Raw genomic sequence first — 22,294 nt, 5'->3', positions numbered from 1 at the left:
TCCCTCCGGACCGGCCCGCGGCGGGGGTGGTATAAAAATACCGCATCCGGAGAGGGAGGCTGTCGTGATCGAGCTCAAGTCCGCCGAGGAGATCGCCCGGATGGCGGTGACCGGCCGGTTCGTCGGCGAGCTGCTCGCCGAGCTGGGCGGTGCCGCCGCGGTCGGCGTCAACCTGATGGACCTCGAACACCAAGCCCGCCGTCGGATCAAGGAACGCGGCGCCGAATCCTGCTACTGGGACTACGCCCCGTCGTTCGGCCGCGGCCCCTTCCGCAACGTGCTGTGCCTGTCGGTCAACGACGCCGTACTGCACGGCCTGCCCCACGACTACGTCCTGCGCGACGGTGACCTGCTCAGCATCGACATGGCGGCCGCCATCGACGGCTGGGCCGCCGACTCCGCGCTCTCCGTCGTCGTCGGCACCCCCGATCCGGCCGACCTGAAGCTGATCGAGGCCACCGAGGTCGCCCTGGAAGCCGGCATCGCCGCCGCCCGGCCCGGCGGCCACCTCGGCGACATCTCGGCCGCGATCGGCGAGGTCGCCCGCTCCTACGGGTACGGCGTCAACGCCGAGTTCGGCGGCCACGGCATCGGCCGCACCATGCACGAGGCCCCGCACGTCGCCAACAGCGGCCGCGCCCGCCGCGGCATCGCCCTCGACCCCGGCCTCACCATCGCCATCGAGCCCTGGTTCTGCCGCTCCACCGACAAGATCGCGTACGACGCCGACGGCTGGACGATCCGCTCCGCCGACGGCTCCCGTACCGCCCACTCCGAACACACGGTCGCCATCACGGCATCCGGCCCCGAGGTCCTGACCCGTCGCCCCGCTTCGGCCGCCTGAGTCAGAGCCGCCGGGCCTGGACGAGGACGAGGCGCTCGGGGAAGAGCACCGGTGCCTGCACGCCGGCGACCGCGAGCGTCCGGCCGCTCAGCTCCACGCCGTCGGCGCGGCGAGTTCCGCGTCGGAGCAGTCGCGGAGCTCGGCGCCCCAGTGCAGTACCCGGGGCAGGAGCGGGCCGGCGCCGTCGAGCACCAGGCTCACCCCGTCGGCATGCCAGTGCAGCGGTGCTGCGGCCGTACCCTCCTGGGGGGTGGTCGAAGTCATGGTGAACCCTTCACGGGTCGTCCTCGGACGACTCGCGCAACTGAGCGGCCGCCCGCTCGGGCGTGATGTCCCGCTGGGGCCCGGCGAGCAGCTCGTAGCCGACCATGAACTTGCGGATGGTCGCCGAGCGCAGCAGCGGCGGGTAGAAGTGGCCGTGCAGGTGCCAGCCCGGATGTTCGGCGCCGTCGGTCGGCGCCTGGTGCAGCCCCATCGAGTACGGGAAGGTGACGCCGAACAACCGGTCGTAGCGGCGGGTGAGCCTGCGCAGGATGTCGGCCAGCCCGTCGCAGCCGGGTTCGGTGAGGCCGGGCAGGGACCCGGTGTGCGTACGCGGCAGGACGAGCGTCTCGAACGGCCACACCGCCCAGAAGGGCACCAGCGCCACGAACTCGTCGTTCATCGCCACGAGGCGCTCACCGTCGGCCAGTTCCGCCGCCAGGTAGTCGCAGAGCAGGCAGCCGTCGTACGCGTGCTGCTGAGCCGATTCCTTCACGGCCTCGTTGGGCAGCCGTTCCTCGGCCCAGATCTGGCCGTGCGGGTGCGGATTGCTGGCGCCCATCATCGCCCCGCGGTTCTCGAAGATCAGCACGTGGGCGACCCACGGGATCGCCCCCAGTTCCGTGTACTGCTCCGTCCAGGCGTCGACGACCTGCCGGATCTCCTTCCGCTGCATCCCGCCGAGGGTGAGGTCGTGGCGGGGGGAGAAGCAGAGGACCCGGCAGATGCCACGTTCGGCCTCGGCCACCAGCAGGCCGCCGGACACCGGTGCCACCGGCTCGGTGTCCGGCAGCAGCGCCGCGAAGTCGTTGTCGAAGACGTAGGTCGACGTGTACCGGGCCGTACGGACTCCGCCGGCCCGCGTGTTGCCCGGGCAGAGGTAGCAGTCGGGGTCGTACGCGGGCCGGCTGTCCGGCACCGGATCCTCCACCTGCCCCTGCCATGGGCGTGCCGTGCGGTGCGGTGACACCAGCACGTACTCGCCGGTGAGCCGGTTCAGGCGGCGGTGCGGAGTGCCGGACAGCGGCATGCCCATCGATGACCCCCAGAGCTATCGGGCGACCTTGAACAGGCCGCCGAGGAAGAACCCGAACCACTTCTCCCGGTGCTTCCACTCGAGCCGGGCGAACGCGTAGGCGGCCATCGCCGAGAAGAACACCTGCCCGACGATGACCAACGTGGACACGACCAGGGAGTCGAAGAGGTACCGCCAGAAGGTGATCGGCTGCACGGCGCCGCCGGCGTCGATCAGGACCGTGGTGGCCGGGGGAGCGGTGTCGATGGCCATGGCTCCTCCTCAGTTCAGGTCGGACGTGTCGGCCCGGGTGACCCGGTACTGGACGAAGGTGATGATCACGAGTACGAGCAGCAACGCCACCGACATCGCTGAGGCGTACCCGAATTGGAAGCGGCCGAACGCCCGCGGAGCCGCCGTCACCGGCATCCAGAACCTTCTCGGCGCGGTGTGACGCCGCTATCTCCCCGCCGCGGGCCCGAAACTGTCCAGCACCACGGTCAGCTTCGGCAACTGGGCCGCCCACGCCGTCGTCGGCGCCCGCCACTCGACGGCGTACCCATGATCCTGCACGGCCTGTAGGCGTCGGAGAGCGCGCAGCTGTCCTCCGGACCGGTTCTGGAACGTGTACTCCCACACCGCGCTATGCGGTGCGGGCAGCGCCTCGATTCGGATCCGCCGGTACGACCCGAGCCGCACCCGGTCCTCCTCGGCGATGAGCGCCGCGACGCCGTCGTCCGGTGGCACGGCGGACCTGCTGATGCGCAGCGTCGGCCGGCCCTCGGGAGCGGTGAACGTCAGCTCTCCCGTGGGCTCCCGGCTGTGCCGCCATCCGCGGGGGACGGCGACCCGGAATCCGGTGGGGTCGATCCACCACGTGAAGTCGGGCGGCAGCACGACGGCCCGGCGGGCGGTCGGGGACGCCGTCACCGTGGGGTGCGCGCCGGGCCGGTGACCGTCCCGGGCGGTTCCGGTCGCCGCGCCGACCGCCGCGATGACGGCGGCCGCGGCGACCGCCGCAGCCCAGCGAACGTGTCGCGAGCGCGCCGGCTTGGGCGTGGCGGCGGGCGGCGGCGCGGGCGGCGCCGTCGGCTCGGCCACCCGGCGGAGCCGGTCCTCCACCTCGGAGGGCAGCAGCCGGGCCGCGGGGTCGCACTGCAGCAGACCTTCCAGTACGCCGGTGAGCGGCCCCGCACGCACCGGCGGATCCGGCGTGCCGACGCCGATGGCCTCGAGGGGCTTCCCGGCGTACGGGGGACGGCCCTCAACGGCGTGGTACAGCGTCGCCCCCAGCGACCAGAGATCGGCCTGCGCGGTTCGATCGCCCCCGGCCAGCCGTTCCGGTGCGACGTACCTCGCCGATCCGGGGACGGTTCCGGCGGGGGCCGGCGCGTGGACGCCCTCGTCGGTGACGGGGGGACCGAAGTCGGACAGCACGATCCGCCCGCCGTCGCCGATCAGGACGCTCGCGGGCTCGACGTCGAGGTGCAGCACCCCGGTACGGCTCGTCGCGGTCAGCCCGTGCAGCACGGCGAGGCCGATGGCCGCGACCCGCGCCGGCGGCAGCGGGCCGGAGTCCTGGACGACCTGCAGCAGCGAGCGGGACGCGACGTACTCCATCACGATCCACGGCTCGTCCTCGTCGGGCAGCACGTCGAGGACGCTGACCACGTTCGGGTTTCCGATCCCGGCGAAGGCGCGCGCCTCCCGCATGGTCAGCTCGCGGACCTGTTCCTGCTCGTCGGCGCCGAGCCCGGCGGGAGAGACGCACTTCCTGATCGCGACCTGGCGGTGCAGGACCTCGTCGGCGGCCAGCCATACCTTGCCCATGCGCCCGGTGGCGAGGGTGTGCAGCAGCCGGTACCGCCCGGCCACCAGTTGTTCCTGCGGCGCCATGCCGTCACCTCAGAGGTTGCGAAGGTCAGCGGCCCTCTCGACCGTACCCGCCCGCGTACGGTGATTTCATCTCTCGTTGCACGGATTTCGGGTGATGCCGGATGGTCCACAAGGGCGGTGACGATCTCCGCTCGGAGGACTCGACCTTCGTCGATGCCAGCGTAGGGTCGGCGGCGGGATCACCGTCGGCAACCGCCCGGGTGCTTCGCGTCCGGGGTTGCCGTTCCTGCACGATCGACGGGCGGCGAGGCGCATGCGGATACACGGAGTTGGTCACCAGTGGCACCTGTTCCCGATGCTGTGCGCGGGGCTGGCCGTGGTCCTCACGGCCGGGCCGGCCGCCGTGGGATCGAGGCCGGCGCCCGTGATCGATACCGGTCACGGGCACGTTCACCCCGCGGGCGTGGCCGTTGCCTCGGCACCCGCTTCCGCGGCCGACCAGGCCGTACGCCTCCAGGCGCTGCTCGGCCAGCACTCGGTGCTGGCGGCCGACCTGATGCGCAGCCGGATCCGCGGTGACGACAACTTCGCCCAGGCCGCGAACGCCGCGCTCGGCAGCAACACCGACGCGATGACCGCCCTGGTGGGACAGCTCTTCGGCGCCGCCACCGGGGAGAAGTTCCGGCCCCTGTGGTCGGAGCACGTCGTGGCGCTGTTCGCGTACGCGGGCGCGGTGGCGGAACAGGACACCGCCGCCCGGACCCGGGCCCGCGGGGAGCTGGTCGAGTACGAGGAGGAACTCGCCGACTTCTTCGCGGGAGCCTCACACGGCCGGCTGTCCCCGCAGGCGGCACGCGAGGCGGTCGCCATGCACGTCGACCACCTGACGAAGCAGGCCGACGCGTACGCGGCGCACGACTACGCCACCTCCGACCGGCTGTACCGGCAGAGCTACCAGCACACCTACGACCTGGGCCTGACACTGGCCGACGCGCTGCTGGCGGCCCGCGACCGCGCCACCCTGCGGACGCCCATCTGGCGGCTGCGGTCCCAGCTGGGCAAGGTGCTGGCCGAGCACGCCGTGCTGCTGGAGGACGTCACCCGCGCGGCGGTCACCAACACCGCGGACTTCGACGCGTCCGCCGAGATGATCAACGGCAACACGCGGGACCTGGCGGCCGCGGTCGACACCCTGTTCGGCGCGCCCACCGCGCGGCGGTTCCAGTCGCTGTGGGCGTCGCACGTGGAGCTGCTGGTGGCGTACGCGGGCGCCACCGCGGCCGGGAAACCCGACCGCAGGCACGAGGCGCGGGCCGAGTTGCGGACGTTCGAACAGCGCATGGCCGCGGTGCTGGCTCCCGCGACCGGCGGCCGGGTGTCGCCGGCCGACCTGTCCGCGGCGCTGCAGACACACGACCAGATGCTGCTGGGCCACGCCGACGCGTACGCCGCCCGGGACTACCGGAGCGCCCAGGACATCGCCGACAAGACGTACGAGCACATGTTCGCCTTGGCCCGCCGGCTCGCCGACGGATTCGGCGCGACCGTCGCCGCGCGCCTGCCGCGCGGCGGCGCCCAGACCGGTTACGGCGGGCTCGCCGTGGTAAACCGTTGACATGCCCGTGTACGCCCGGACGGTGACCCTGGGATGCCTGGCGCTGGTCTTGATCACGGTGCTGACCGGCGCCCCGCCGCACGCCACCCGCCCCGGCCCCGCGGCGCGCGCCACGACGGTGGGCGCGGCGCCGGTGGGCCCGGTGGCGGCGGACGGCTTCCAGTCGGTGCGAACCTACGCCGCCGTGGCCCGGCCGGTGCGGCTGCGGATCCGGGCCCTGCACGTCGACAGCGAGGTGCAGCGGCTCGGCCTGCAATCCGACGGATCGGTCGCGGTGCCCGAGCGGCCCGACGTGGCCGGCTGGTTCGAGCCCGGCCCGCGCCCCGGCCAGCCCGGACCGGCGGTGATCCTGGGCCACGTCGACTCCCACGCCGGCCCGGGAATCTTCGCCCGCCTCGGCACCGTCCGGCCCGGCGCGCTGGTCACCGTCGACCGCGCCGATGGCAGCACGGTGACGTTCCGGGTCACGGGGGTGTCACGCGTGCCGAAGATCAAATTCCCGACCGATCTCGTGTACGCCCCCAGCCTCGACGCCACCCTCCGGCTCGTCACCTGCGGCGGAAGCTTCGACCGCTCTCGAGGAAGCTACCGGGACAATGTCATCGTGTACGCGGACAAGGTCTGAGCCCCGCCGGGGGCGTACGCCGGCGGTGCTGGCGGTACTGCTCACGGCACTGACGGCGATCCCGTGGGCGGCACCCGCGGCAGCGGCCCCGGCCGTCCCGGTCGCTCTGCCGATCACCGCGTCCCTGGTCCGCGGGGACCGGACGGCGCTGGTCGTCGACCTGAGCGCGAGCACCCGCCCGGGTAAGCCGAGCGTCACGGTGACCCGCGACGGCGTGCCGCAGCCGGCGAACCTGATCCCCCTGGTCTCCGACGGACTCGCCGTCGCGCTGGTCGTCGACACGTCGGTGGCCGGAGCCGCGACGCTGCCGGCGTGGCAGAGCGCCGCCGCCCGGTTCATCCTCGAGGCCCCGCCCACCACCCAGGCGGTCGTGATCGCCGACTCGTCGCCCCCCGCGGTGATCGCCGGACCCCAACGCGGCCCGACCGGCACCCTCCGGGCGCTCACGTCCGTGCCCGCCCGGGGCGCCCGCGACACCGCCGCGGCCCTGACGCTGGCGATGCGGCAATTCCCGGCCATGGCGCTCGGCCGGCGGCTGGTCGTCCTCTACACGACCGGAATGGACGCGCACGGCGAGGACGCCGGAGCCCTGGCCGCACGGTTCCGGCAGAGCGGCACGATCCTGGTGGTGGTCGGCACCGCCAGCACGGGCCCGTACTGGTCGACCGCGGCGGGGGAAACCGGGGGCTTCTTCGCACCCGCGGGCGACCCCGTGGTCGTTCCCGCGCTGGACCAGGTGTCGACAGTGCTCGGCAGCCGCTACCTCGTCGAGCTCCCGACCCCGCCGACGTTGCCGGCACGGGTGTCCGTACGCGTGGACACCGGCGACCTCACCCTGACCGGCGACGCGATCGTGGCGGCGGCAGCGCCTCCGGTGCCCGCGAGGAACCCTGCCTTGACGCGGACGGCGGTGATTTTGTGGATTGCGGTCGCCGGGGTCGCCGTTCTGATCGCTGCGGCCGCTTACCTGCGCCGCCGCCGCTCCCGTCCGGCTCGCGGCTCCCGGCCGGCACACGGCGTCCGCGGCTCCCGGCCGGCCCGCGGCGTCCGCGGCTCCCGTTCGGCCCGCGGCGCCGGCGCCTCTGGTGCGGCCCACGACGATACGTCGGCTCCGCCTCTGGTCGGGACGGGCTCGCCCGTGGTCGGGACGGCTCCGCCTGTGGTCGGGACGGCTTCGCCCGTGGTCGGGCCGGTGGCGCGGGGGCACGCGGCGGTGGCACCGCCGGTGGTGCGCGGCCGCGCCACCGTACACAGTGATCAGCCGCCGGATCAGCCGTAGGGCAGGTAGTAGGTCCCGCTCCCACTGAAGTTGTGCCCGCCGCCCGCCGGGCAGGAGCCGGTGCCGTTGCCGCTGTACGCCAGGCAGTAGCACCTGTTGCACCACCGCCAGCCCGGTTGCTCACCGGACGGGGGAGTGCCGTACGAGACCCGGTAGTCACCACTGGTGTTGCGGTTGTGCACTCCGCCGTTGTGGCAGCGCCCGTCCGACGTGCTGCCGCCGTACCAGAGGCAGTAGCACCTGTTGCACCAGCGCCAGCCCGCCTGCCCGGGGCCCGACGTGTGAGTCACGATGTAGTTGCCGCTGCCCCCGTAGTCGTGGCCCCCGCCGACGATGCACCACGCCGTGGTGGTTCCGCCGCCGTAGAAAAGGCATTGGCACCTGTTGCACCACCGCCATTGCGACTGCACCGCGTCGGTCCCAGGGCCTTGTGCCATGGCCGGCCCGGACATCAGGGCGGCAGCCCCGATGGCGCCCGCGGTGACGGCACCGGCCTTGAGCACGGCGCGACGCGGGAGCTCGTGCCGCCCTCCGGCAGATGTGTCCACAGTTTCCCCCCTCGATGGATACATTGACATGTAGCTATATCGAAAGGCTCCACCATTCAGGCGGGAGGGGACAAGGGCGGACCCGGCTGATCATCTTCAATTGGCGCCGAAATGCGATATCGACGAAATAGTCGCGCGTCGGAAACGCATTCTTCACATCGGCCCGGCAATCGGTATTTCACAATTCTCTGAAGCGTGAGGAATTCAGCGTCCACCGTTCTCCAGGCATGGCCTCCGCCTGGCGCGACGCCGCCCTCGATCAGCGTGAGATCGAGGCCGAGGTCAGGGACAGCGAGGCGGAGCTGGACCGCGAGGCGCCTCGCGCGGAGCACGGCTCTCTCGTCGCCCGGAACGTGATGTGCGGCGATCGCGACCGTCGCAACGACACCTGGGAATCGGATCTCCACGATCACCAGCGCCGGCAGGAACGGCGGGTAGCTGCTGCCACCGACGACTCCCAGCGGTGAGCCGTCAGCCGTTGTCGAGGGCGCGCTGCAGCTCTGCCTTGGTCATGGATGAGCGGCCTGTGACGCCGCGCCGGCGGGCTTCGGCGTACAGGTCGGCTTTCGATCTGTTGGGTTTGTTCGGAGAGCTTGGCTTGCCGAGTTCCTGCCAGCGGGACTCCGTCATGTCCACGCCGAACTTCGCGGCGGCGCGTTTGATGCGGCGGAACGCCTCGTCGCGTTCGGAGTCGGTCACGTCGCGTACCTGATCGAAGCGGGCGATCGCGTTGCGGACGTGCCGGGCGTCCTGCAGCGGCTCCTTGCGGACCCGCGGGAACGCGAACGTGCTGTCCGGCATCGCGTCACGCTCGGCGGCGCTCAGCTGTCGTCGTGTCTTGGTAGCCATGACCGGCGAATACCCGCTGCTCGCGATGACATGCCGGCGCCGGGCCACCCACGCCCGTGGTAAGACCCGGGCGGCCCGGTGTCACCGCCCGGCGGGTGCGGGCGAGACCGGTATGGCCCGCCGCCGTGACCGCCGGACCCCACCGATGAAGGCGTCAACGACGAGGAACACCGCGAGGGGTACGCCGAAAAGTGGCATGGCCCAGCCGACCGCGAAGACGACCGGTACGCCGACGACGATGCTCCACCCGGGCAGACCCACCCAAGCGCCCCGGACAGGCGCGGCGCCGACCACAGCGCGCCGGTCCGTACGCGTGGGCCGGCGCTGCCACCACATGCGGTAGCCCCACAGAATGACGCAGAGCAGCCCGACGGCGAGCGCGGCGAGCAGGATCTGGTTGGCGACGCCGAACAGGCGACCCATGTGCGCCTGCACGCCGAGCTTGCTGACCTGGGCGAGCAGCGGCCAGTCCGCAAAGTCGCTACGAGCGGTGACCGCCGGGGTGGCGGGGTCCACGGCGATCCGATCGAGTCCGACCGGCCAGGTGTTGTCGATGCCGGCAACCGTCCACGGCTGCCGACTGCTCTCCGGTACGGCCAGCTCGACCGGCCCGGTGAGCCCGTTGTCGCGCGCCACCTTGAGCACCGTGTCAGCCTGGGCGAGGTCCACCGGTGCCGCGGTGGCACTGCCGCCGCCGTGATGGCCTCCGGATGACGCTGCCGTCTCGCTGGTGGCGAGTGACGGGCTGTGCGCGTCGAAGGCGTCCAGCACAGCGGTGAAGCTGGCACCGGCGTGGCGGGACCAGGTGAGGCCGGTCGCGGAGAGGATGAGCAGGCCGACGCTGAGCCACACACCTGTGGCGGCGTGCCAGCCGCGGGTGCGGCGTACGCCCTTCTTCGCGGCGAGGTCCGGGGCGACCATCAGGCGGACACGGCGGCGCCGCCGCCACCACAGGACGAGGCCACCGGCGGTGAGCACCCACAGCCAGCTGGCGGCGAGTTCGGAGTAGTAGCGGCCGACCACGCCGAGGTGCAGGTTGCGGTGCAGGTCGTCGAGCCAGGTCGTGACCGGGGTCGAGCCCCACCACGTGGTGAGCTGCCCCTGCACCTCGGCGGTGTACGGGTTGACGTAGACGGTGTGCTGGTTCTCGCCGAGCTCGGGCTGGGAGAACACGACCCTGGTGGTGTCGTCACCGGCGCCCGGCTGCACCGCCGACACGGTGCCGCCGGGGTGCGCCGTGCGGGCGGCGGTGATCTGCTGGGCCAGGGGGAGTGCGGTGGATCGGGTCGCGGTGACGGTGAGGCGGTCGCCGTACAGCATGGCGTCGAGCTGCGGGGTGGCCGTGTAGAGCAGGCCGGTCAGCGCGGCGACCACGAGGAACGGGGCGACCAGCACCCCGGCGTAGAAGTGCAGCCGCAGCAGCAGTGCAGCGAACGCGGACGGGCGGCGGGCCGGCCGTTCGGGTCCTGCTGTCACTGCTGCTGCGGGGACCAGGTCCGGCGTGATGGCCATCGGCTGTCCTCATCGGGGTGTCGGCGGCGCGGGAACGCCGGGCATCCAGGGGGTGCAGTCGAAGGCGCCACTGGGGTGGCGCCGTTCACGCCAGTAGTCGTCGTTCACCCGCCGTGAGTTCCCAGTGATCCACGGCGGCTTCCCCCGGGAGGCCGGGAGAACGAAATGGTCAGCCCCAGTACGCCGACGACCAGTCGTCGCTCGCCCAGGACCGCCCGGTCCAGCTGCCGGCCGTCCAGGAGCGTCCGGTCCAGGAGCGGCCCGCCCATGCGGGGTCGGACCACGTCGTGCCGGCTCCGGTCCAGGGGGCGCTGTTCGACCAGGTCGACGCCGCCCAGGTGCGGCTCGCCCAGGACGTGCCGGTCCAGCCGTCTCCCGCGAGGCGGAAGCCCATCCAGCTGCCCCCGCTCCAGGAATCTCCGGCGCCGCTGCGGGCGGCCCAGGTCGCGGTGGTGACAGGTCCCCAGACGGTACGCTGACCCGCAAGCGGCATGGTGTCGAACACCACCCGGCTGGAGCCGCGGGAGTTGTCGAGCGTGCCCGAGCCGTTGGACGGGTTCCACGTCGGCTTCTGCGTCGTCGTGGTGAGGGCGATGGCGGCGTTCACGTTGATCTCCTGGAGTCCCAGGTTGGCGGCCACGCCGTTCGGGACCCGGGCGGAGCTCTTGATCAGCCAGTCCTTGAGCTGGTCCGGGGTGGCCGTGGGCCGGGCCTGCAGCAGCAGGGCGGCGGCCGCCGACGTGACGGCGGTGGCCTGCGACGTGCCACTGCCGCGGAACAGGGTCTCGCCGACCCGGGCCGTGGGGTAGGTGGTGTCGATGTACGAGCCGCCGTCGCGCAGCGACATGATCGAGACCCCGGGCGCGAGGACGTTGATCTGCTTGCCGGCCTTCGGGAGGTTGGTGAAGGTGGCCAGCGTGTCGTCGGTCAGGGCGGTGGTGCCCTTGGTGGCCGCGGCGCCGACCGTGAGGATGAACTCGTCCGACGCGGGGTTGGCCAGGGCGCCGAAGTCGTTGCCGTCGTTGCCGGCCGCGGCGACCACGAGGATGCCCGCCTGCCAGGCCTTCTCGACCGCGAAGCCGAGCGGGTCGTCCCAGGTGTTCGGCGTGCCGCCGGAACCGTACGACAGGTTGATGACCTTGATGGGGTTGGCCGGGTCGTCGTTGCGGTGCTCGACCACCCAGTCGACCGCGGCCATGACCTGGCTGACGTCCACGGCGCCGTTGGCGGTACCCACCTTGATCGAGGTGAGCTTCACGTCCGGCGCGAGGCCCTTGGTGCCCGTGGCGGCGTCGTTGCCCACGATGATCCCGGCCATATGCGTGCCGTGGCCGAACGTGTCGAGGTAACGCAGGTTCGGCGCCTGGGACTCGAAGGAGAGGTCCGGGCCGTTGACGACCTTCGCCGCGGGCAGCCCGGCCACCGGCGCGACCCCGGTGTCGATCAGTGCCACGCCGACGCCCTTGCCGGTCAGGCCGGCCGCGGTGCCTGTGCCGGCGCCGATGACGGTACGGACCTGGCTGAGTGTCATGGCTGGCTCGGTGCTGACGGAACCGAGCCAGCCGGCCCAGTGTCCCCCGGTGCTGTGCCGGTCACCTTCTCCGCCGGGCACATCGCCGATGGCAGGCAACACCATCAGACTCGCGGCCGCTACCCATGCACTGACGCGCTTCAAGCTCATTGACACTCCGTGGTCGCCCGGGTCGTGAGCGACTTCATCGGCACCCCGTCGGCAACCTTGAGGACAACCGAATTGCCATCGGAGGGCGAAGCCGGGGCGGCCGGAAACCTTCACTCGGCGGCCGTCGTGCCGATCAGTCGCCACGACCCGCAGACCGTCGGTGACCGCGAGCGTCGCCGACCAGCCGGCCGGAGTGAGGGGGGATGAGGGGTTGCGGGAGCTGAGGTACGTGGTCCGCGGAGCGAGCGGAGCTCTCGTCGTCACCCACGGCGTAGCGGCTCTGATCGCCGCCGCGTGGCTCTTCACCACCGCCGGCGGCAGCGCGGCGACCGCCTTGTTCGCCAACATCGCCGAGGCGGTGGCGCCCCTGTACGCCGCGATCGCGTGCGCCAGGACCGCGCGGCGGACGCAGGGCCTGCCCCGGCGCGCCTGGGCGATGCTGGGCCTGGGTGCGCTGTCCTGGTCCGCGGGTCAGGTCATCTGGACGTGGTACGAGCACGTCCAGAGCGTCGAGGTGCCGTTCCCCTCGATCGCCGACGCCGGTTTCCTGGCCCTGGTGCCGCTCACCGTCGCCGGTGCCGGTGCCTTCGTCGACCTGCGGCGCGGCACGGTCCGGATGCTGCTCGACGCCCTCCTCATCACCGGGTCCCTGTTCTACCTCAGCTGGGCCACGATCCTGGGCCCGCTCTACGACGCCGGGGCCGCGAACACCCTCGAATGGCTCGTCACGATGGCGTACCCCGCCGGTGACGTCGTGGTGGGCAGCATGATGTTCCTCCTCCTCGGCCACGTACGAGGGGGACAGCGGGTGGTCTTCGGTATCCTCGGTGCCGGCTACCTCGCGCTCGCGGTGTCCGACAGCGGTTTCGCGTACCTGATGCAGAGCGGGACCTACACCAGCGCGAGCGCCGCGGACATCGGCTGGATCTGGGGTTTCCTGCTGATCGGCCTGGCAGCGGCGCTGCAACGGCGCTGCGGACCCGTGCAGATCGTCGGTACGGGCCGGACCTGGGTCGCCCTGCCCTACCTGCCGCTGGCCGTGGCGATCGGTGCGTCGGTCGTGGTCACGGTGCAGCGGGGCTCGGTGGGCCCGATGCTGTACACGTTGTCGACCGTTCTGGTCGTCGTGGTCGTGATCCGCCAGCTGCTGGGCATGCGGGACAACCACCGCCTCACCATGGAGCTGCGGGCCACCGTCGGCAACCTGCGCCTGCGGGAGGTGGAACTGCGGGCGAGTCAGCAGAAGTTGATGAGCCGGCAGGAGGAACTGCGGCGGCTGGCCTTCACCGACATGCTGACCGGGGTCGCCAACCGCTCCGGCCTCTTCCGTCACCTCGACGCGCTCGCGGACCGGCCCGACTGTGCCGGCTTCCTGTCGATGCTCTACGTCGACCTCGACGGGTTCAAGGACGTCAACGACACCCACGGCCATGCCACCGGTGACGCGCTCCTGACCGCGGCGGCGAACCGGATGGGCGCCGCCCTGGGCAACGGTGAGTTCCTCGCCCGGATCGGCGGCGACGAGTTCGCGATCCTCGTCGCGCACCGCGACCTCGGCGAGGCCAAGAACCTCGCCGGCCGGCTCGTCACCGCGCTGACCTGTCCGTTCGAGATCGATGCCCGCACAGTGACCGTGGCCGCCAGCATCGGCGTGGCCACGCAGCCGGCGGCCGCGGCCGATCCCCACGAGCTGCTGCGCGACGCCGACACCGCCATGTACACCGCGAAGGTGGCCGGCAAGGGCCAGTACTGCGTCTTCGACATCGAATCCGGCATGCCGCCGTTACCGCTCCGATAGCGAATCTTCCGGTGCCCTTAAGGCGCGCCCGTCGAGACTCCCACCGTCACGGAGATCGATATGGCCCCGGGAGGACCGCTCGTGAAGCATGCGAGGAAGAGCAGAGGCGCGCTGCGAGCGACGGTGTTCGGTGGGGTGACGCTCGCCGTGTTGGGTACGGGGGCGATCGTCACCGCCGGCTACTCGGACACCGGCGAGATGCCGGAGCCGACCGCCTCCGACCGCCTCGCAGTCAGCACGGCCGCCGCCGACCAGTACGTCAGCGGCACCTCGACGGGCTTCAAGAAGGGCTCCGAGGACGGGTACAGCCGGGAGCGGGTCACGCCCACCGGCCGTGGCCTGACGTACGTCAGCTACTCCCGTACCTATCGGGGCCTGCCGGTCTTCGTCGGCGGTGACGCCGTGGTGGTGACCGACGCCCAGGGTGCCGTCCGGGGGAGCACCGCGGCGTCCGAGGCCCTGAAGGTCTCCACGAAGCCGCAGGTGAGCGCCGGGAGGGCGACCGCCGCGGCGACGCGCGAGCACCGCGGCACCGTTCGCGGTACGCCGAAGCTGGGCGTGATCGCCGAGGACGGCGGCCGGCTGGTGTGGGAGGTCGTCGTGGACGGCCGGGGGGAGGACGGCCCGAGCCGGGCCCACGTGTTCGTGGACGCGCGCACCGGCCGCTACGTGGGCGCATGGGACGAGGTGGCCGGCGGTACCGGCAACGGCCACTACAACGGGAAGGTGCAGATCGGCACCTCCGGCAGCGGCGGCCAGTTCGAGATGCGCGACCCCGCGCGGGGCGGCATGCGGACCGTGAACGAGTCCACCGGCCGCGGCTTCACCGACGCCGACGACACCTGGGGCACCGGAGCCGGCAAGGACCCGGTGACCGGCGCGGTCGACACCCAGTACGCCGGCGCGGCGATGTGGGACATGCTCAAGGACAAGTTCGGCCGCGACGGCATCGACGGCAAGGGGCGGACCGCGGCCATGTTCGTCGGCCTGGCCGACGTCAACGCGTTCTACAGCTGTGCCGGCACCGAGGACGCGAGCCAGGACCAGAGCAAGTACGGCCGCACCGCCGACGGCGCCCGCCAGGTCAACTCGGTCGACGTGGTGGCGCACGAGCTGGGGCACGGCGTCTTCTGCCACACCCCCGGCGGCAGCCGGGGCACGTCGAACGAGACCGGCGGGCTCAACGAGGGCACCGGCGACATCTTCGGCACGCTCGCCGAGCACTTCGCGGCCAACCCGAACGATCCGGCCGACTACCTCGTCGGCGAGGAGGTCGACCTGGTCGGCGAGGGCCCGATCCGCACCATGTTCGACCCGTCGAAGAGCGGCGATCCGAACTGCTGGTCGTCGGCCATCCCGCGGACCGAGGTGCACTCGGCGGCCGGCCCGCTGAACCACTGGTTCTACCTGGCCGCGGAGGGTTCCCGGCCCGCCGGCGGGCCGGTCAGCCCCACCTGTGACGGCAGCACGGTCACGGGCGTCGGGCTCTGGAACGCCGGGGAGATCTTCTACCACGCGCTGCTGCGCAAGACGTCGGGCTGGACGTACTCCCAGGTCCGCAAGGCGACCCTGGACGCCACCCGGGAGCTGCACCCGGACGGCTGCGCCGAGTTCAGCGCCGTCAAGGCCGCCTGGGACGCGGTCAGCGTCCCGGCGCAGGATGATCCCACCTGTACGGCCCCGGCCGAGCCGGCGCCGAAGCCCTCGTCCTCCGCCTCCGCGCCGGTCCCGTCGGCCTCGACGACCCCGCCGGCGAGCGGGCAGCCGGTCGCGGCGCCGGACATCGACGGCACCAAGGTCGAGGCGCACCTGAAGGAGTTCGCTCGCCTCGCCGAGGCGAACGGCGGCAACCGGGCCCACGGCACCGCCGGGTACCGGGCGTCGCTCGACTACGTGAAGGGCAAGCTCGACGCCGCGGGGTACAGCACCCGGATCCAGCAGTTCACGTTCGGCGGCAAGACGGGCTTCAACCTGATCGCCGACCTGCCCGGGCGCGGCGACCCGGACCGGGTGGTCATGCTCGGCGCGCACCTGGACAGCGTCGACGAGGGTCCCGGGGTCAACGACAACGGCAGCGGCTCCGCCGGCATCCTCGAGGTTGCGCTGACATACGCCGAGTCGGGCGCGAAGGGTGACAAGGCCATCCGCTTCGGCTGGTGGGGTGCGGAGGAGGAGGGACTGGTCGGCTCGAAGGCGTACGTGGCGTCGCTGTCGGCCGCCGAGAAGGCGAAGCTGACCGCGTACCTGAACTTCGACATGATCGGTTCGCCCAATCCAGGATATTTCGTCTACGACGACGACCCCCGGGGCGCCTTCATCACCAAGGCCTTCGAGGACGGCTTCGCCGCCGAGCAGGTCCCGTCCGAGGGCGTCAGCGTCGACGGCCGTTCGGACCACGCCTCGTTCATGGCGGCCGGCATCCCCAGCGGCGGCACCGCCACGCTGAGCCTCGCGCCGGCGATGAGCCGGGCCCAGGCAACGAAGTGGCACGGCAAGGCCGGGCAGCCGTTCGACCCCTGCTACCACAAGGACTGCGACACGATCGACAACGTCAGCGCCGCCGCGCTGGACACCCACACGGACGTGGCCGCGCACGCCGCGTGGCAGCTGACCGGGGTGCAGGCACCGATCGGGCCGGCCGCCGGCACCCGGGTGAGCAACGACGCCGACTTCCCGGTCCGTGACCGGTCGGTGGTCGAGTCGCCGATCACCGTGCAGCGGGAGGGCGACGCTCCGGCGACCCTCGAGGTGGACGTCGACATCACCCACCCCTTCCGCGGCGACCTGGAGATCCACCTGGTGGCGCCGGACGGCACCGCGTACCTCGTCAAGGCCGCGAGCCGCTTCGACCGGGCGGACGACGTCAAGCTCAGCAAGACGATCGACGCCTCGGCGGAGAAGGCCGGTGGCACCTGGAAGCTGCGGGTGCGCGACCGGTACTCCGGCGACAGCGGCACCCTGCGGTCCTGGGCACTGACCTTCTAGGGCGGGGCGGTGGCCGGGGACGGATCCGCGGTGGGCGCGGGCCGTCCCCGGCCGCTATGGTCGGCACTTGATCTTTCGACCGGCGGTGCTCCTGGAATGAGACGCAGTTACGTTCGCGTCGCCCTCGCGGTGACGACGCTGGTGGCCCTGGCGTTCGTCATCCCGCTGGCGCTGCTCGTGCAGTCGGCGGCCAAGGATCGCGCGCTGCGCGAGGCGGAACGGCAGGCCCTCGGCCTGTCGGCCGTGGTGGTGGTCGCCACGGACCGCGACCTCGTCCTCAACTCGATCATGAGTACGGAGGCGGGACAGCAGGGGAGGCTCGCGGCCCACCTGCCCACGCTGGGCACGGTGGGGACCACCCGGGTCGCCAACGGCGCGATCATTCACGTACGGCAGGAGCAGAGCGCCGGCACGGTCGACGTGGCCGGGGGACGGGCGTACCTGCGCCCGGTGGCACTGCCCGAGGGGCTCATCGCGGTGATCGAGGTATACGTGCCGTCGACCTCGCTGCGGGCGGGCGTCGGCCTGGCGTGGCTCGTGCTCATCGGCGAGGCGATCGTCCTGGTCGGGGTCTCGACGTTCCTGGCGGACCGGCTCGCCGCCCGGGTGGTGCGCGCCAGCGGGGATCTCGCCCGGACGGCCACCAGCCTCGGGGCGGGCAGCCTGCACGCCCGGGTCCGGCCGAGCGGCCCCCGGGAGATCGAGGAGGTCGGCGGCGCGCTCAATATCCTCGCCGACCGGTTCGCCGAGCTGCTGGCCACCGAGCGGGCCCTGGCCGCGAACCTGTCGCACCGGCTCCGGGTGCCGCTGACGGCGCTGCGGCTGAACACCGAGGCGCTGCCCGCCGGCGCCGACCGCGACCGCCAGCTGCGGGTGGTGGACCGGCTCGAGAACGAGATCAACGCGGTGATCGTGGAGGCGGCCCGCCCCCTGTCGGCGCGCCCGCGGCTCCGCTGCGACCTGGGTGCCGTCGTGACCGACCGGACGGGATTCTGGGGCGCCCTCGCCGAGGATCAGGGCCGGCCCTGGCAGGCCGAGCCGCCACCCGCCGGCATCACCGTGCCGGCCGCCTTCTCGATGGTCGCCGAGGCGCTGGACGTACTGCTGGGCAACGTCTTCCACCACACCCCGGAGACGGCCGCCTGCCGGGTGTCCGTGCAGCAGGGACCCGACGGGGCCGCGGTCACGGTGGACGACGCCGGCCCGGGCTTCCGCGACCCCGAGGCGGCCGTGTCCCGCGGCGCCAGCGACGCCGACTCCACCGGGCTCGGCCTGGACATCGCCCGGCGCCTCGCCGCCGACACCGGCGGCCGGCTCACCGTCGGCCGCAGCGAGCTGGGCGGCGCTCGCGTCGTCCTGACCCTCGGCGTGGCCGGCGAGGACGCCCCGCCGCCGGCGCAACGCCGCCCGCGACTATGGCAGAGGCTCGGCGGTGCGCACGCCCGGCGGTGACTCAGCCCGCGTCCTCCGGCGCGGACAGCCGGATGCCCACCCCGCGCAGGGTGTGCAGGTAGCGCGGCGCCGCGGCCCGCTCGCCCAGCTTGCGGCGCAGCCACGTGACGTGGACGTCGACGGTCTCCAGCGAGCGGCTCTCCGAGCACCAGACGTCGTCGAGCACCTGGCGCCGGGTGACCACCTTGCCGGCCCGCTGCATCAGGTACGCCAGCAGATCGAACTCGAGCCGGGACAGCTGCAGGGCTGCGCCGTCGAGCGACACGGTGCGCGCCTCCTGATCGAGCACCAGGCCGCCCACGGTCAGCGTGGCGGTACTCGGCCCGGCGCCGCGGCGCAGCACCGCCGCGATCCGCGCCTCGAGCTGCTCGGCGGAGTACGGCTTGACCACGTAGTCGTCCGCGCCCGCGCGCAGCAGGCGGATCATCTCGCTCTCCGCACCGCGGGCCGTCGCGACGACGACCGGTACCGCGGAGGTGGCCCGGATCCGCCGCAGCACCGTGGCACCGTCGAGGTCGGGGAGGTTGAGGTCCAGGACCACCACGTCGGGACGCGAGCTCGCCAGCTCCCGGAGCCCGTCGAGCGCGTCAGCACACAGCCGTACGACATGCCCGGTAACCGACAGTGAGCGGTCGATGGCCTCCCGGACATCGCGGTCGTCCTCGATCACCAGCACGTGAGCCATCGTCATAATCTATCGATCGTTAAGGCAGAATGTAATCATGGGCCGGAGCTGGAGATTCATCGTCGCGTGGCTGACCGCTGCCGCCGCGGCCGTCACCGTGTCATGGCTCGGGGTCCGCGTCGGCATCGCGCCCGCGATCACGGACGAGGCGCCGGTCGCGATCGACGTCAACCGCCGGTACACCGAGGTCCGCTTCGGACTGCCCGACGCCACGCCGACGCCCGCGGCGCCCAAGCCGAAACCCAGCCGCACGTCGTCCCGGCCCACCCGGGCGCCGTCCACCCCGGCGCGCAGCCGGCCGGCGCCTTCGCGGTCGCCGTCGGCCACCCCGTCGGCGAGCCCGTCGCCGTCCGCGCCGGATCGGCGTCCGCGCTACCGGGTCAACGCCGAGGGTGGCGACGTGATCGTCGCGTACTCGCCGACCCGGATCGACGTGGTCGACACCGAGCCCCTGCCGGGGTACGTGGCGAGCATGACCCGGCGCAGCAACACGCTGGTCGTCGTACGGCTCGCCGGGCCCTCGCACGCGTCGGTCGTCACGGCGTACTGGGACGACGGGCCGGGGGCGCAGATCGTCGAGGAGTACGGCGGCTGAGCGGGTCATCCGGCGATCAGCAGGCGCAGGAGCGCCGCGACACCGATGACCACGATCAGCGAGCGCAGCAGCAGCGGCGGTAACCGGCGGCCGAACCGGGCCCCGACGACCCCGCCGAGGGTCGCGCCGGCCGCGATGAGCAGCACCGCCGTCCAGTCGGCCGACCCGGGCGAGACGATCAGGAAGGTCACGGCGGCGATCGCGTTCACGCCCGTGGTGAGCAGGTTCTTCAGCGCGGTGACCGACTGGAGGTCCTCGGACGTCAGCACGCTCATCAGGCCGACGATCAGCACGCCCTGCGCGGCACCGAAATACCCGCCGTAGATGCCGAGCAGGTAGACGCCGCCGAGGACGGTGCCGAGCCGGGGCCGGGACAGCGTCGACAGGCGGCCGGAGTCCGTGGTGGTCTCCCGTCCGCGGGCGGCGCGCCGCTGCAGGGCCGGCCTCCACACCACCATGCCCAGGCCGATCGCGATCAGCGCGGGGACGATCATCCTGAAGGCGTCGTCCGGCAGGACGAGCAGCAGGACCGCGCCGGTGACGCCGCCGAGCAACGCCGCCGGCAGCAGGCTGCGCACCTCGCGCCGGTGCGCGACCAGCTCGCGGCGGTAGCCGAAGGTGCCGGTGATGCCGCCGCCGACCAGGCCGATGTTGTTGGACACGTTGGCGACCAGCGGCGGGTACCCGAACAGCACCAGCGTCGGGAAGGTCACGAGCGTCCCCGACCCGACCACCACGTTGATCATTCCCGCCCAGAACCCCGCGGTCAGGATCGCCAGCGCCTCCACCACCACCCCATGATCGCCCTCCCGGGGACCGGGCCCGCCGGCCCCCGGGCGAAACGGGCTATCTGCCCCCGCACACCCTGCCCGTGTTGATGCAGGCGGCGATCCGCTGCATCGTGCGGGCGGCGTTGACGTTGACGAAGTCGTCGTGGTCGGAGAAGGGGTTGTGGTCCTCCTCGGGGAACGAGTCCAGCGCGTACTGGCCCCTGACCTGAACGTCGCGGGGGATGGCGTAGGAGATGGTGACTCGGAGTTGGGGGATCGCCACGAAGTTCGCCGGGCAGGCGCCGGTGGTCTTGTCGGCGAACGCGACATGGCTGCGGTGGTTGGCGCTGTCGATGTTCTTGCCGTCCCAGCAGCCGGGGAAGTCGTGCACGCGCTGCACCTTGCTGCCGGCCGGGCAGATCGGGTACCGGTCGGAGAGCCGGTCGGCGAAGCCGGAGCAGGTCCAGGCGGCGCGGGCGTTGGCCGGGCCGCGGCTGGTGGGCTTGGCATCGCCGGTCAGCGCGCGGAGGAACTTGGGCATGGGCACCACCTTGCTGGTGGCGTTGCCGCGGTACTCGATGAGCACGGCGGCGGGCCGGACGATGCCGCCGGTGTTGTTCGGCAGTTCGAGGTTGGGGCCCTGCGGGTCCGGCAGCGCCTTCGGCGCGTCGCTGTTCGGACCGCCGCTGTTCTGTCCGCTCACGGTGCACGGTGCGAGCGCCTCGAGGCCCTGCGGCCGGTCGCCGCGGCGGGCGATGGCGGTCGCGATGCGGTCGAGCACCGCGACGCGCTTGGCCTTGAGCGGCCCCAAAACGGCGTTGGCGACGAAGTCGGGGCCGCCCTGCCCGCGTGAGGTGACCAGGCGCTCGTTGGCCTCGGAGAGCTGCCGGTCCAGGTCCGCCAGGTTCCGGTTCACCTCGTCGAGCGCCTGAGCGGGGACGGCGGGAAGCTTGTCGCGTACCGCCGGGCATTGGACCTGGGGCGTGGCGGCCAGCTTGGCCTTGACCTCGGCGGCGGTGTGGCGCATGGCGGCGTGCATGCCGTCGTAGTCCACATCGCACTCCACGAGCGACACCATTCCGGCGGTGCGGCCCCCTCCGGCGGCGGCGATGCTGTCGCTGAGCGCCCTGATGAGACGGGCTCGCCGCGTGCGCAACGAGGCCAGCAGCGACTCGTTGGCGCGCGCGTCGATGCGACCCTTGCTCGCGGCCATGCGGTCGTTGGCCCAGGCGGTCGCCAGATCGAGGGAGCGGAGCCCGGCCCGCACGGAATTCCATGCCCCCATCGGTACGGCGGGGAGCCGGTCCCGCACGCTCGGGCACACCACCGTGGGCGTGGTGGCGGCGAGCGCCCGCCGCGTGTCGGCCGAGGATCTGACCGACTTGTCGATGCGGACGACGGGCCAGAAGTACGACGACTTGTCGCCGTTGCGGCACGTGGTGCCCGAGGCGTCGAGATCGGCGTTCGACGAGTTCGCCGTGATCGCGAGGTTGCCCACGAAGTCGTGCACGTGCTCGGCGCCGTTCTTGATACCCGGCTGGGCCACCGGGTTGTCCGGGCTGAACTTGCCGTTGCCGTTGGTGCCGCAGTCCACGACGAACCGGCCCTTGGCGCCCTTTGCACCGACCTTGGGTGGCGGTGCGTCGGGGCGTACGGATTCGATGGGAACGAATTGGTTCAGCTCGGTGGCCGCGTCCGCGGTACCCCTGCCGCCACTGGTCACGAAGGTGACGGTCAGAGCTCCGCTTGCGGCGAGCACTGCCATGGCAGTCGCGATCCTGGCCTTGCGTGATGACAGCAGTGCTGTTCGCCGTGGTGTGGTCCGCACGCTGATCCTCCCTGCGGTCGATGCGTCGACGACCCGCGTCGGGGCGTCGGGCAGCGGTACGGCGGGCTGAGCGCGTACGGACGGGTCGTCCGGCAACCGTCAGAGGACGGTAAGAA

The 22,294-nt window shown here is 72.3% G+C and carries 22 protein-coding genes; 10 read left to right on the top strand and 12 right to left on the bottom strand.

The window, feature by feature from the left end:
- Nucleotides 1-64: 64 nt before the first annotated feature.
- Nucleotides 65-844 (top strand): type I methionyl aminopeptidase, encoded by a 780-nt coding sequence (gene map / locus AB0368_RS29135; RefSeq protein WP_366157191.1) that lies wholly within the window; start codon nucleotides 65-67, stop codon nucleotides 842-844.
- Nucleotides 845-931: 87 nt separating this feature from the next.
- On the opposite strand, the gene AB0368_RS29130 is transcribed toward map, so the two are convergent.
- Genes AB0368_RS29130 through AB0368_RS29110 form a run of 5 tightly spaced genes read right to left on the bottom strand, consistent with a single transcriptional unit; the run spans nucleotide 932 to nucleotide 4,016 of the window.
- On the bottom strand, nucleotides 932-1,108 hold the full coding sequence (locus tag AB0368_RS29130; protein WP_366157190.1) for a hypothetical protein: 177 nt from the start codon (nucleotides 1,106-1,108) through the stop codon (nucleotides 932-934).
- Between the two features lie 10 nt (nucleotides 1,109-1,118).
- Nucleotides 1,119-2,141: a UDP-glucose--hexose-1-phosphate uridylyltransferase gene (locus tag AB0368_RS29125; RefSeq protein ID WP_366157189.1), complete on the bottom strand. Its 1,023-nt coding sequence runs from the start codon at nucleotides 2,139-2,141 to the stop codon at nucleotides 1,119-1,121.
- Between the two features lie 15 nt (nucleotides 2,142-2,156).
- Entirely contained in the window at nucleotides 2,157-2,393 is a 237-nt protein-coding gene (locus tag AB0368_RS29120; RefSeq protein WP_366157188.1) for a hypothetical protein, read from the bottom strand.
- Nucleotides 2,394-2,402: 9 nt separating this feature from the next.
- Entirely contained in the window at nucleotides 2,403-2,543 is a 141-nt protein-coding gene (locus tag AB0368_RS29115) for a hypothetical protein (RefSeq protein WP_366157187.1), read from the bottom strand.
- 36 nt (nucleotides 2,544-2,579) lie between these two features.
- A complete protein-coding gene (locus AB0368_RS29110; RefSeq protein WP_366157186.1) occupies nucleotides 2,580-4,016 on the bottom strand; it encodes a serine/threonine-protein kinase in 1,437 nt (478 codons plus the stop codon).
- Between the two features lie 403 nt (nucleotides 4,017-4,419).
- On the opposite strand from AB0368_RS29110, the gene AB0368_RS29105 reads away from it, so the two are divergent.
- The 3 genes from AB0368_RS29105 to AB0368_RS29095 are packed head-to-tail and all read left to right on the top strand — an operon-like array spanning nucleotide 4,420 to nucleotide 7,475.
- Nucleotides 4,420-5,571: a hypothetical protein gene (locus tag AB0368_RS29105; protein WP_366157185.1), complete on the top strand. Its 1,152-nt coding sequence runs from the start codon at nucleotides 4,420-4,422 to the stop codon at nucleotides 5,569-5,571.
- A gap of 1 nt (nucleotide 5,572) precedes the next feature.
- Entirely contained in the window at nucleotides 5,573-6,196 is a 624-nt protein-coding gene (locus AB0368_RS29100; RefSeq protein WP_366157184.1) for a class F sortase, read from the top strand.
- Nucleotides 6,197-6,221: 25 nt separating this feature from the next.
- A complete protein-coding gene (locus AB0368_RS29095) occupies nucleotides 6,222-7,475 on the top strand; it encodes a VWA domain-containing protein (RefSeq protein ID WP_366157183.1) in 1,254 nt (417 codons plus the stop codon).
- Here AB0368_RS29095 and AB0368_RS29090 read toward each other — a convergent pair.
- A complete protein-coding gene (locus tag AB0368_RS29090) occupies nucleotides 7,466-8,023 on the bottom strand; it encodes a hypothetical protein (protein WP_366157182.1) in 558 nt (185 codons plus the stop codon). The genes AB0368_RS29095 and AB0368_RS29090 overlap by 10 nt on opposite strands.
- 227 nt (nucleotides 8,024-8,250) lie before the next feature.
- On the opposite strand from AB0368_RS29090, the gene AB0368_RS29085 reads away from it, so the two are divergent.
- Nucleotides 8,251-8,490: a hypothetical protein gene (locus AB0368_RS29085; protein WP_366157181.1), complete on the top strand. Its 240-nt coding sequence runs from the start codon at nucleotides 8,251-8,253 to the stop codon at nucleotides 8,488-8,490.
- Nucleotides 8,491-8,494: 4 nt separating this feature from the next.
- Here AB0368_RS29085 and AB0368_RS29080 read toward each other — a convergent pair whose 3' ends face one another.
- The 3 genes from AB0368_RS29080 to AB0368_RS29070 all read right to left on the bottom strand — a co-directional run bounded on the left by AB0368_RS29080 (nucleotide 8,495) and on the right by AB0368_RS29070 (nucleotide 11,915).
- The gene (locus tag AB0368_RS29080; protein ID WP_366157180.1) at nucleotides 8,495-8,872 is read right to left on the bottom strand and encodes a DUF6582 domain-containing protein; all 378 of its coding nucleotides are present in this window, start codon (nucleotides 8,870-8,872) and stop codon (nucleotides 8,495-8,497) included.
- Between the two features lie 81 nt (nucleotides 8,873-8,953).
- Complete coding sequence (locus tag AB0368_RS29075; RefSeq protein WP_366157179.1) at nucleotides 8,954-10,384, bottom strand: PepSY domain-containing protein; 1,431 nt, start codon at nucleotides 10,382-10,384, stop codon at nucleotides 8,954-8,956.
- Nucleotides 10,385-10,553: 169 nt separating this feature from the next.
- On the bottom strand, nucleotides 10,554-11,915 hold the full coding sequence (locus AB0368_RS29070) for a S8 family serine peptidase (protein ID WP_366157178.1): 1,362 nt from the start codon (nucleotides 11,913-11,915) through the stop codon (nucleotides 10,554-10,556).
- Nucleotides 11,916-12,276: 361 nt separating this feature from the next.
- Between AB0368_RS29070 and AB0368_RS29065 the strand changes: the two genes are divergently transcribed.
- The 3 genes from AB0368_RS29065 to AB0368_RS29055 all read left to right on the top strand — a co-directional run bounded on the left by AB0368_RS29065 (nucleotide 12,277) and on the right by AB0368_RS29055 (nucleotide 18,300).
- The gene (locus AB0368_RS29065; protein WP_366157177.1) at nucleotides 12,277-13,863 is read left to right on the top strand and encodes a GGDEF domain-containing protein; all 1,587 of its coding nucleotides are present in this window, start codon (nucleotides 12,277-12,279) and stop codon (nucleotides 13,861-13,863) included.
- Nucleotides 13,864-14,061: 198 nt separating this feature from the next.
- Complete coding sequence (locus AB0368_RS29060) at nucleotides 14,062-16,848, top strand: M28 family peptidase (RefSeq protein WP_366157332.1); 2,787 nt, start codon at nucleotides 14,062-14,064, stop codon at nucleotides 16,846-16,848.
- Between the two features lie 96 nt (nucleotides 16,849-16,944).
- Nucleotides 16,945-18,300, top strand: coding sequence for a HAMP domain-containing sensor histidine kinase (locus AB0368_RS29055; RefSeq protein WP_366157176.1), 1,356 nt, complete (start codon nucleotides 16,945-16,947; stop codon nucleotides 18,298-18,300).
- A gap of 1 nt (nucleotide 18,301) precedes the next feature.
- Here the strand turns inward: AB0368_RS29055 and AB0368_RS29050 are convergent, their stop codons facing one another.
- Complete coding sequence (locus AB0368_RS29050; protein ID WP_366157331.1) at nucleotides 18,302-18,976, bottom strand: response regulator transcription factor; 675 nt, start codon at nucleotides 18,974-18,976, stop codon at nucleotides 18,302-18,304.
- Between the two features lie 46 nt (nucleotides 18,977-19,022).
- Here AB0368_RS29050 and AB0368_RS29045 point away from each other — a divergent pair, with 46 nt between their 5' ends.
- Nucleotides 19,023-19,580 carry a hypothetical protein gene (locus tag AB0368_RS29045; RefSeq protein ID WP_366157175.1) on the top strand — a complete coding sequence of 186 codons (558 nt, stop codon included), beginning with the start codon at nucleotides 19,023-19,025 and terminating at the stop codon, nucleotides 19,578-19,580.
- 5 nt (nucleotides 19,581-19,585) lie between these two features.
- Here the strand turns inward: AB0368_RS29045 and AB0368_RS29040 are convergent, their stop codons facing one another.
- Both AB0368_RS29040 and AB0368_RS29035 read right to left on the bottom strand, forming a co-directional pair.
- A complete protein-coding gene (locus tag AB0368_RS29040) occupies nucleotides 19,586-20,371 on the bottom strand; it encodes a sulfite exporter TauE/SafE family protein (protein WP_366157174.1) in 786 nt (261 codons plus the stop codon).
- A gap of 55 nt (nucleotides 20,372-20,426) precedes the next feature.
- Nucleotides 20,427-22,115, bottom strand: coding sequence for a DUF1996 domain-containing protein (locus AB0368_RS29035; protein WP_366157173.1), 1,689 nt, complete (start codon nucleotides 22,113-22,115; stop codon nucleotides 20,427-20,429).
- On the opposite strand from AB0368_RS29035, the gene AB0368_RS29030 reads away from it, so the two are divergent.
- Nucleotides 22,114-22,248, top strand: coding sequence for a hypothetical protein (locus AB0368_RS29030; RefSeq protein ID WP_366157172.1), 135 nt, complete (start codon nucleotides 22,114-22,116; stop codon nucleotides 22,246-22,248). The genes AB0368_RS29035 and AB0368_RS29030 overlap by 2 nt on opposite strands.
- Nucleotides 22,249-22,294 lie beyond the last annotated feature (46 nt).

Origin of the sequence: Actinoplanes sp. NPDC051475, from assembly GCF_040689425.1 — a bacterium.
GTDB lineage: Bacteria > Actinomycetota > Actinomycetes > Mycobacteriales > Micromonosporaceae > Actinoplanes.
The sequence above is the reverse complement of the archived record's forward strand: the minus strand, read 5'-3'. Positions and strand labels throughout refer to the sequence as shown.

Coding starts and splice junctions, on each gene's coding strand:
- AB0368_RS29130 (WP_366157190.1), bottom strand. CDS start 1,108: ATGACTTCGACCACCCCCCAGGAGGGTACGGCCGCAGCACCGCTGCAC.
- AB0368_RS29125 (WP_366157189.1), bottom strand. CDS start 2,141: ATGGGCATGCCGCTGTCCGGCACTCCGCACCGCCGCCTGAACCGGCTC.
- AB0368_RS29120 (WP_366157188.1), bottom strand. CDS start 2,393: ATGGCCATCGACACCGCTCCCCCGGCCACCACGGTCCTGATCGACGCC.
- AB0368_RS29110 (WP_366157186.1), bottom strand. CDS start 4,016: ATGGCGCCGCAGGAACAACTGGTGGCCGGGCGGTACCGGCTGCTGCAC.
- AB0368_RS29100 (WP_366157184.1), top strand. CDS start 5,573: ATGCCCGTGTACGCCCGGACGGTGACCCTGGGATGCCTGGCGCTGGTC.
- AB0368_RS29085 (WP_366157181.1), top strand. CDS start 8,251: ATGGCCTCCGCCTGGCGCGACGCCGCCCTCGATCAGCGTGAGATCGAG.
- AB0368_RS29080 (WP_366157180.1), bottom strand. CDS start 8,872: ATGGCTACCAAGACACGACGACAGCTGAGCGCCGCCGAGCGTGACGCG.
- AB0368_RS29075 (WP_366157179.1), bottom strand. CDS start 10,384: ATGGCCATCACGCCGGACCTGGTCCCCGCAGCAGCAGTGACAGCAGGA.
- AB0368_RS29070 (WP_366157178.1), bottom strand. CDS start 11,915: ATGACACTCAGCCAGGTCCGTACCGTCATCGGCGCCGGCACAGGCACC.
- AB0368_RS29060 (WP_366157332.1), top strand. CDS start 14,062: ATGCCGGAGCCGACCGCCTCCGACCGCCTCGCAGTCAGCACGGCCGCC.
- AB0368_RS29055 (WP_366157176.1), top strand. CDS start 16,945: ATGAGACGCAGTTACGTTCGCGTCGCCCTCGCGGTGACGACGCTGGTG.
- AB0368_RS29045 (WP_366157175.1), top strand. CDS start 19,023: ATGGGCCGGAGCTGGAGATTCATCGTCGCGTGGCTGACCGCTGCCGCC.
- AB0368_RS29030 (WP_366157172.1), top strand. CDS start 22,114: ATGGCAGTCGCGATCCTGGCCTTGCGTGATGACAGCAGTGCTGTTCGC.
- AB0368_RS29035 (WP_366157173.1), bottom strand. CDS start 22,115: ATGGCAGTGCTCGCCGCAAGCGGAGCTCTGACCGTCACCTTCGTGACC.